We start from the raw sequence: 8,162 nt of genomic DNA, 5'->3' as shown, positions 1-8,162 counted from the left end.
CCGATCCCCTCGCCGCCCACGCCGCCGCCGACGCCCCGCCGGAGCCCCAGGCCCCGCCCGTTCCCGCCGCCTTCTCCTCCTGGTGGCGCGATCCCATCGTCAAGGACGGTACGCACATCGGCGGCACGGGCTATCTGTGGGGGCCCCGGGACTCCCGGGATCCGGACATCGTCTCCAGGATCGACGTCAGGCTCGCTCCCCACTCCTCCGCCCGCGAGGACCCGGCCGCCCGGTGCCGGGCGGCGAAGCCGCGCGGCCCCCGCTGGATCGGCGGCTGGATCTTCCTGCTCGCCCTGCTCGCGGCCGGTCTGGGCACGGGCCTGACCTGGCAGGAGCAGCCGCTCGGCACCAGCCTGCAGACCGGTCTCGCGTGTGCGCTGGCCGTCTTCGGCATCGGCCTGGCGGTCAGCGCTTTCCTGGGCCGCACCGGAGCGGGGTCGATCCTCCTGGCGGTCATCATCGCGGGGCTGCTCGCCGCCTCCTCGGCCGTGCCGAAGGACATCGGCACCGAGTGGATGCGCACCACCTGGGAGCCCTCCTCGGTCGCGCAGATACGCCCGGTCTACGACTTGGGTACCGGCACCGGCACCCTGGACCTGTCCGAGGCACGGATACCCGAGGGAGAGACCGTGTCGTCGCGGATGAACGTCGGCGTGGGCCGCCTCCGCGTGATCGTGCCCGAGGGCATGACCGTGAAGCTCAGCATCGACGTGGGGGTGGGCGACATCCAGCTCCCCGGCGACAAGCGGAAGGATGTGGACGTGGCACCGGGAAAGCACGAGGAGATGACCCTGCGGCCCGCCGGGGGCGCCCGGAAGACAGGGACGCTCGAGCTGGACATCCAGGTCGGTGTGGGACAGGCGGAGGTGAGCCGTGCTGCGTCATGAGTTCCAGCCCGGCAGGCTGATCGCCGGCCTCTTCCTGATCCTCGCCGCCGTGCTCTACACGGGCGACGCGACCGGCGCCTGGGAAGCCCCGTGGTTCGTCATGGTCCCCGTCGTCGCGGGCGGCCTGTGCCTGGCCGGATCGGTGGCCGCGGTGACGGGACTGATACGGCGGCACAGACGCTCCGACGCCCAGGGGGACCGGGCCGAGTCACCCACCTGACGTCCCGGACCGGCGCAGTGACTTGAGGGGGTGGCCTGCCAAGGCCGGCCGAGGAGGCGACCTGGCCCATGGGACGGACGGGCGGGAAGACGGGCCGAAGCCGACGTGGGTGATCTGCCCCGTCGAGACGGCCGGGCGGACCCGTCGGCTCCGGGCTGTGGACCGCCGGCTTCCGGGCCACGCAGCCGACAGGTCCGAGCCGTGGGCCCGGCGGGGTGAAGGGGCGGATCCGGCCGATCAGAACATCCGGCTGCTGCGGCCGGCCCGCAAGGGCGAGCAGCAGCGGCCCGGAGTTCTCCCGTTCAAGCCGTTACGGCAGGTCATCGAGTCGGTCGACGAGACGTTCAAGCGCCGGCTCGATCTCGAACAGCACCTGGGGCGCACGCCCGGCGGGGTTGTCGTCCGCGTCATGCATGGACTCGTCCATCCGGTCCTCGGGCAGTTCCCATGCGTCGATCAGGGTGATCCCGCGTCAGTCACCACACCGTCGTGAAACCTCAACCGAACTTCAGGTCAATATGATCCGGGCACCCTCACTGGCCAGCGACGCGACCGTGCTCAGAATCCGCCTGCGCACGGTGGGGCTCCTTCGCCGTCGGCCGGCCCTTCACCCGGCCCCTGATTGCCGGCCACTGACTCCTCGGAATCGCTCATCCGGCCGAGGAATCCGCCCCGCAGGCCCCGACTCACTGGCCAGGGGCCTTCCTCATGCCCCGCTTCCACTGGTCATGACCTAGTAGGACCCTCTGCGGCGCCGGTTCCTGATCAGGGCGTCCAGCGACCAGAGGGGCGCGCCGGCCAGCACGAGAGGTACCCAGCAGAACATGTACGGGAGGTCGTTGCCGTAGTAGTAGGGCTCGGCGGCCCAGCTCACGGTCAGCCACAGGCTGAGGGAGATCAGCGCACCGCCGAGGGCGGCCACCCGGGTGAGCAGACCGATCAGGGTCCCGATCCCGACGGCCAACTCACCGAGCGCGATGGCGTAGCCGAAGGCGACGGGATTCTCCAGGGACATGTCGACCAGCGCGGGAAGGGCCGAGGAATCGCGGACGGCCCGCATCATGTCGCCGATCGACCCGGATCCGGCGTCCTGCATGAATGCGCTGTCGGTGAGTTTGTCGATCCCCGCGTAGATGAAAGTGACGCCCAGGAAGATCCGCAGGGGAAGGAGGGCGTGCCGGGTGGCGGTGTCCCGCCAGTCTCTGCCGCTGTCACTGTCGAGGTGAGGACTACGCGCATCCGTTCGCATACCGTGAGTCATCGCCGTCTGTCGCCTCTCGCCGCCGTACCGAGACTCCCTCAACAGACCATACGTACGACGATCAACACCGGATCAATCCAGAACCGCTCGGATTTTTTCGGACGTTCGCCGGACATCTGCGAGAGGGGGACGCCTCCAGGGTCTGTCCGGCGGACCCCACGTCTCCGGCATGGTCCGCCGGACGGACCCTAGTCCGTCACATCGATCGCGTACCGGTTCGTCTCGACTCCGGCTGCCGTGACGACCTGCACCTCGACCCGCCCCGGTTCCACGTCCGCCGGGACCGGAACCGTCAGCAGGGCGTCCGTCGGGTTGTCGAAGCCGCCGGCCACCGGCACCAACGGCACGTGGACGTGCACGGTCCCCACCCGGACGACCATCCGGGCCAGCCGATCGGCTCCCTGGGCCCCCAGCGGAACGAAACCGGCCCCACGGATCTCGATGTCGTCGCCGGTCCGGATCGGCGCGTCCAGGTCTCCGGCCTCCCGTGCCCGCACCACCGAAAGGATCACCGGCCGGCCGCCCTCCGCGTACTTCCCGGCGAGGTAGGTCGCCGCCGACACCAGCACCACCACGGCCAGTCCCCAGGGCAGGTCCGGCAGTTGGTCCGGCCGCCGTGCCAGCCGAACCGCCGCGAACACCAGCGCGACGCCGCTGATCACGACGTACTGGATGTCGGCGAAGCCGCCCCGGCCCGCGTCGTCGGTCAGCAGATCGGCCGCCCGGGGCCGGTCCGCGCGGACCTTCTGCAGCCGCTGCCCCTGCACCCGAAGCCCGACCACCCGCCGCACCACCACGGCGATCCCGCACACCACGGCGAGGACGGTCACCACCCCCGCGCCGCGGGCGAGTTCCAGTCCCGCGATCAGCGCGTCACGTTCCCGGTGATCGGAGGCGGCGGCCAGTTGTCCGACCAGGACCAGGACCGCGTAGGCCAGGAAGAGCACCCAGGCGGCCGCCACCGCGCGGGACGTGGAGAGGCGGTTGTCCTCCCCGATCACCGGGGCCAGGGCCCCGCCGCGCGCCCGGTGGAACCACGAGGCCGCGGTCAGCGCACCGGCGACCACCAGCGCGGCCAGCAGTCCGGCCGTGCGGGCGGCGCTCCAGCCCGGGCCGATCGCCGTGAGTGCCTGGCCCAGGAGCAGCAGGACGACCGCCGACCACACCACCACCGCCGTCCGGCGCCACAGGCGTGCCAGCCAGGCCGCGCCCTCGGCCCGGCCGCGCCGGGCGACGAGTTCGGCGGCCTGCGCCAGCTCCTCCGAGACCCACTGGCGGGAGGCGGAGGCCGAGTGGGCCACCGCCGCGGGCAGCCCGTGCCCGGCCGCGAACTCCTCGCGTTTCAGCAGGAACGCGGCGACCGCGCGCCGATGCCCCTCACGCACTCCGTGCGGACAGTCCCCGCAGGTGCAGCCGCCCTCGTGGGCGCCCACGTCCGCGCCGCCCTGTCCCGCCTCCTGCACCGCCACGCCCGAAGCCCGCCTTCCCCGTATCCCCATGCACGTTCACGATCCCGGTCACGTTCCCGGCCGCCTGGACCGGTGCGCGCAACTCCCCTGTGATGACAGCGAATTGTGCCCTACCTCCACCCTTCACCACCCGGCAGGTCCGGTCAGCGGGAGTGATGTCCGAGGCGTCGCGTTGACCTGACGGCAGGAATTCCCTCACGGCCGGTCTCGCCCGGCAAGGCGGGCTCCTTCGGCCCCGGCCGCGCCGAGCAACCCGACCGCCTCGGCCACCCCGGTCGCGCCGAACACCCCGGCCGCACCGGTCAGTCCAGCAGGTCGGGCTCGCTCCGGCTGATGTCCTGCCACATCGGCTGATAACTGATCCACCCCACCAGGTCCCCACCCAGCTGCTCCCGTGTCGCCACCGCCTGCCGGTGGTCGATCAGGACGGGCCGGCCCGCCGCCTTCGCGCTGAGCTGCACCTGGCAGGAGCGTTCCATGGAGACGAACCACCAGGCCGCCGCGTCCACCGAGTCGCCCACGGTGAGCAGCCCGTGATTGCGCAGCACCAGCGCCTTGCGGGAGCCGAGTGCGGCCGCGATGCGCCTGCCCTCCTCCGCGTCGACGGTGACGCCGCTGTAGGTGTCGTAGAGGGCGTGGTCCTCGTAGAACGCGCAGCTCTCCTGGGTGATCGGGTCGAGCAGGTCGCCGAGGGCGGCGAGCGCGCGGCCGTGCACCGAGTGGCAGTGGGCGACCGCCACGACGTCGGGCCGCGCCGTGTGCACCTGCGCGTGCACGGTGAACGCCGCCTGGTTGACGTGGTGGCCGCCCTGGACGACCCGGCCCTCCCGGTTGACCAGCACCAGGTCGCTCACGGTGACGTGCCGGAAGGGCATTCCGAACGGATTGACCCAGAAGCAGTCCGAGAACTCGGGATCGCGTGCGGTGATGTGTCCGGAGACCCCGTCCTCGAAACCGAGCCGCCCGAAGAGCCTCAGCGCGCCCGCGAGCCGTTCCTTGCGGTGCCGGCGCTCGTCCTCGACCGACTCGTGCATGGGCGGCATGGCGAACCGCAGCCGGTCGGTGGGCAACGGCAGAAACGGGGGCGGGGTCTGTCCGTGCATAAGTCCTCCTGCGAGAGGGGTCGCATGGTGCGGAAGTTACCGTCGTGCAGCCATGGACGACAGATCGGTTCCGTAAAGATCCGGTGCGGCGCGACAGAGGCGGCACCCTCTGTGCACGGTGCCCGCCGTACCGGCCGAAGTCCCCTTCCCGAGACCCCGGGACAACCTTCCGGAAGCCGCCTTCCGCAAGGCGGGTTTCCGGAACCCGCCTTCCGCAAGGCCGGTCCGGAAACCCGCTATCCAGGAAACCGCTGCCGGAAGACCCCGTCCGGTGGATCCGGCGGATACCGGACACGAGATGTCCGGTATGCGCGTCACACTCGGCCCATGCACACGAACTGGGGAGCATTCGCCGCCGCCGAACCCGACCTCGCGAAGACCGTGCAGGAGCGCTTCGCCCCGTACACCCACCACGTCCTCGCCACTCTGCGCAAGGACGGGTCACCGCGCACCACCGGTCTGGAGGTGCGCTTCCTGGACGGTGAGCTGTGGCTCGGCATGATGCCGGACTCGCTCAAGGCGCTCGACCTGCGCCGCGACCCGCGCTTCGCGCTCCAGGCGAACCCCGGCCCGGGCACGGGCATGGGCGGCGGGGACGTCCGGATCGGCGGGCGGGCGGTCGAGGTCGAGGACGGGGAGACCCGGCGCAGGTACACCGAAGAGGTGGAACCGCCGGAGCCGTTCCACCTCTTCCGCACCGAGTTGACGGAGGTCGTACGAACCTGTGTGGAGGACGAGACGTATCTCGTCCTCCAGGTCTGGAAGCCCGGTGAGCCGGTGCGCACGCTCAAGCGGGCCTGACGAGGACCGGCGGAACCGGCAGGACCGACAGAGAACTGCTACGCCCTGACAGGCCCCGGCAGGCCCCGGCGGGGAGTGCTCCCGCCGGGACCTACTCCCACTCGATGGTCCCCGGCGGCTTGGACGTCACGTCGAGGACGACGCGGTTGACCTCCCGCACCTCGTTGGTGATGCGGGTCGAGATCTTCGCGAGGACGTCGTACGGCAGCCGCGACCAGTCCGCGGTCATGGCGTCCTCGGAGGACACCGGGCGCAGGACGACCGGGTGGCCGTAGGTCCGGCCGTCGCCCTGGACGCCGACGGACCGCACGTCCGCGAGCAGGACCACCGGGCACTGCCAGATGTCCCGGTCGAGACCGGCCGCGGTCAGTTCCTCGCGGGCGATGGCGTCGGCCTCCCGGAGCAGGTCGAGCCGCTCCTTGGTCACCTCGCCGACGATCCGGATGCCGAGGCCGGGGCCGGGGAACGGCTGGCGGTGGACGATCTCGTCGGGCAGGCCGAGTTCCTGGCCCACCATCCGCACCTCGTCCTTGAACAGCTGGCGCAGCGGCTCGATCAGCTGGAACTCGAGGTCCTCGGGGAGGCCGCCGACGTTGTGGTGGGACTTGATGTTGGCGGTGCCGGTGCCGCCGCCGGACTCCACGACGTCCGGGTAGAGCGTGCCCTGGACCAGGAACTCCACGGCCGGGCCCTCGTCGGCGACGATCTCGGCCTGGGCCTGCTCGAAGACCCGGATGAACTCGCGGCCGATGATCTTCCGCTTCTCCTCGGGGTCCGAGACGCCCTTGAGCGCGGCCAGGAACCGCTCCGACGCGTCGACGACCTTCAGCTGGACGCCGGTCGCGGCCACGAAGTCCTTCTCGACCTGCTCGGTCTCGCCCTTGCGCATCAGACCGTGGTCGACGTACACGCAGGTCAGCTGGGAGCCGATGGCCTTCTGGACGAGGGCCGCGGCGACGGCGGAGTCGACCCCGCCGGAGAGGCCGCAGATGGCGCGCCGGTCACCGACCTGCTCGCGGATGGCGGCGACCTGCTCCTCGATGACGTTGCCCGTGGTCCAGTCCGGGCTCAGGCCGGCACCCCGGTACAGGAAGTGCTCCAGCACCTGCTGCCCGTACGTGGAGTGCATGACCTCGGGGTGGTACTGGACGCCGTAGAGCTTCTTGGCGTCGTTCTCGAAGGCGGCGACCGGGACGATGTCCGTGGACGCCGTGACGGCGAAGCCCTCGGGGGCGGCGGAGCAGGCGTCGCCGTGCGACATCCACACCTCCTGCTCCTGAGGGGTGCCCTCGAAGAGGGTGGAGGCCGGCTTGGAGACGTGCAGTCCGGTGCGGCCGTACTCACGGGAGCCGGTGTTGTCCACCTGGCCGCCGAGGCTCTGAGCCATGAGCTGGAAGCCGTAGCACATGCCGAAGACCGGGACGCCGGCCTCGAAGAGTGCGCGGTCGACGACGGGAGCGCCCTCGGCGTACACGGACGAGGGGCCGCCGGAGAGGATGATCGCCGCCGGGTTCTTGGCGAGGATCTCCGCGACCGGCATGGTGCTCGGCACTATCTCGCTGTAGACCCGGGCCTCGCGGACGCGGCGGGCGATGAGCTGGGCGTACTGCGCGCCGAAATCGACGACCAGGACGGTGTCGGGCGCGTGGGCAGCGGAAGTCGCTGATGACACGAGGTGCCTTCCGGCGGTGGGGCGGAGTCTGGTGCCTCCCGATTCTACCGGGAGGCACGCGTTCCCCCTCCCCGCTCTTGCGGAGCTCACGCGGCGGCACCGCGCGACGACACCGCGCGACCGGGTCCGTCTCAGCATGCGATTCGGGTTGGACGGCCGGGAACCGCGCGGCATACTGGACCCATGCTCACGCACCCGACCTTCCTCTTTACCTATGGCGACCGGCCCACCGGCTGCCATGGTCGTGCTGCTTGAGTCACTGACGAGCAACTTCCCAGGCGCCCCGGGCCGACAAGGTCCGGGGCGCCTGGCGTTTCCGGACCACGGCACCCCGGGGCACACTCCGCACCGTCCGACGAGGAGCCCCCGCCATGACCACCGCCACCGAAGCCACGAGCACCGAAGCCACCACCGGCACCACCACGGCCGAAGCCGCGGACACCGAGAAGACCGGCGCCCGCACCACCGAGGCCGCCGACGTGATCACCGGTGCGCGCGGGCGGATCGACGCGCTCGACGACCGGATCATCGGCCTGGTCCAGGAACGGATGGCCGTGTCGGCCGTCATCCAGCGGGAACGGATCGCCTCCGGCGGCCGGCGCGTGAACCTCTCCCGCGAGATGGAGGTCCTCGGCCACTACAGGGACGCCCTGGGCAAGCCGGGCACCTCGCTCGCGATGACCCTGCTGGAGCTCTGCCGCGGCAGGATCTGACCCCGGGCCGACGGAACGCCCCACCCGCCGGACCAC

At 71.3% G+C, this 8,162-nt stretch carries 8 protein-coding genes and 1 pseudogene; 5 read left to right on the top strand and 4 right to left on the bottom strand.

Annotated features, from left to right (window positions below; translation table 11 throughout):
* From AOK18_RS09800 to AOK18_RS35330, 3 genes and pseudogenes are all read left to right on the top strand, one after another.
* Window positions 1-887, top strand: an 887-nt coding sequence (locus AOK18_RS09800) for a LiaF domain-containing protein (RefSeq protein ID WP_167738663.1), incomplete at its 5' end; no start/stop codon positions are given.
* Complete coding sequence (locus AOK18_RS09795; protein ID WP_055570617.1) at window positions 874-1,107, top strand: hypothetical protein; 234 nt, start codon at window positions 874-876, stop codon at window positions 1,105-1,107. The genes AOK18_RS09800 and AOK18_RS09795, both read left to right, overlap by 14 nt.
* 232 nt (window positions 1,108-1,339) lie before the next feature.
* Window positions 1,340-1,531, top strand: a pseudogene (locus AOK18_RS35330) (IS982 family transposase); the annotation flags it as partial.
* Window positions 1,532-1,840: 309 nt separating this feature from the next.
* On the opposite strand, the gene AOK18_RS09790 reads toward AOK18_RS35330, so the two are convergent.
* The 3 genes from AOK18_RS09790 to AOK18_RS09780 form a co-directional block, all read right to left on the bottom strand.
* Window positions 1,841-2,368 carry a DoxX family protein gene (locus AOK18_RS09790; protein ID WP_079104934.1) on the bottom strand — a complete coding sequence of 176 codons (528 nt, stop codon included), beginning with the start codon at window positions 2,366-2,368 and terminating at the stop codon, window positions 1,841-1,843.
* Between the two features lie 188 nt (window positions 2,369-2,556).
* Window positions 2,557-3,837, bottom strand: coding sequence for a hypothetical protein (locus tag AOK18_RS09785; RefSeq protein ID WP_055694051.1), 1,281 nt, complete (start codon window positions 3,835-3,837; stop codon window positions 2,557-2,559).
* Window positions 3,838-4,139: 302 nt separating this feature from the next.
* Complete coding sequence (locus AOK18_RS09780) at window positions 4,140-4,940, bottom strand: class II aldolase/adducin family protein (protein ID WP_055570614.1); 801 nt, start codon at window positions 4,938-4,940, stop codon at window positions 4,140-4,142.
* 327 nt (window positions 4,941-5,267) lie between these two features.
* Between AOK18_RS09780 and AOK18_RS09775 the strand changes: the two genes are divergently transcribed.
* Entirely contained in the window at window positions 5,268-5,741 is a 474-nt protein-coding gene (locus AOK18_RS09775) for a pyridoxamine 5'-phosphate oxidase family protein (RefSeq protein ID WP_055694050.1), read from the top strand.
* Between the two features lie 91 nt (window positions 5,742-5,832).
* Here the strand turns inward: AOK18_RS09775 and guaA are convergent, their stop codons facing one another.
* Window positions 5,833-7,413: a glutamine-hydrolyzing GMP synthase gene (gene guaA, locus AOK18_RS09770; protein ID WP_055694049.1), complete on the bottom strand. Its 1,581-nt coding sequence runs from the start codon at window positions 7,411-7,413 to the stop codon at window positions 5,833-5,835.
* Window positions 7,414-7,784: 371 nt separating this feature from the next.
* Between guaA and AOK18_RS09765 the strand changes: the two genes are divergently transcribed.
* Window positions 7,785-8,126 carry a chorismate mutase gene (locus AOK18_RS09765; protein WP_055694048.1) on the top strand — a complete coding sequence of 114 codons (342 nt, stop codon included), beginning with the start codon at window positions 7,785-7,787 and terminating at the stop codon, window positions 8,124-8,126.
* Window positions 8,127-8,162: the final 36 nt, after the last annotated feature.

Origin of the sequence: Streptomyces prasinopilosus (assembly GCF_001419695.1) — a bacterium.
GTDB classification, from domain to species: domain Bacteria; phylum Actinomycetota; class Actinomycetes; order Streptomycetales; family Streptomycetaceae; genus Streptomyces; species Streptomyces prasinopilosus.
This window is presented reverse-complemented; position numbering and strand designations above follow the sequence as displayed.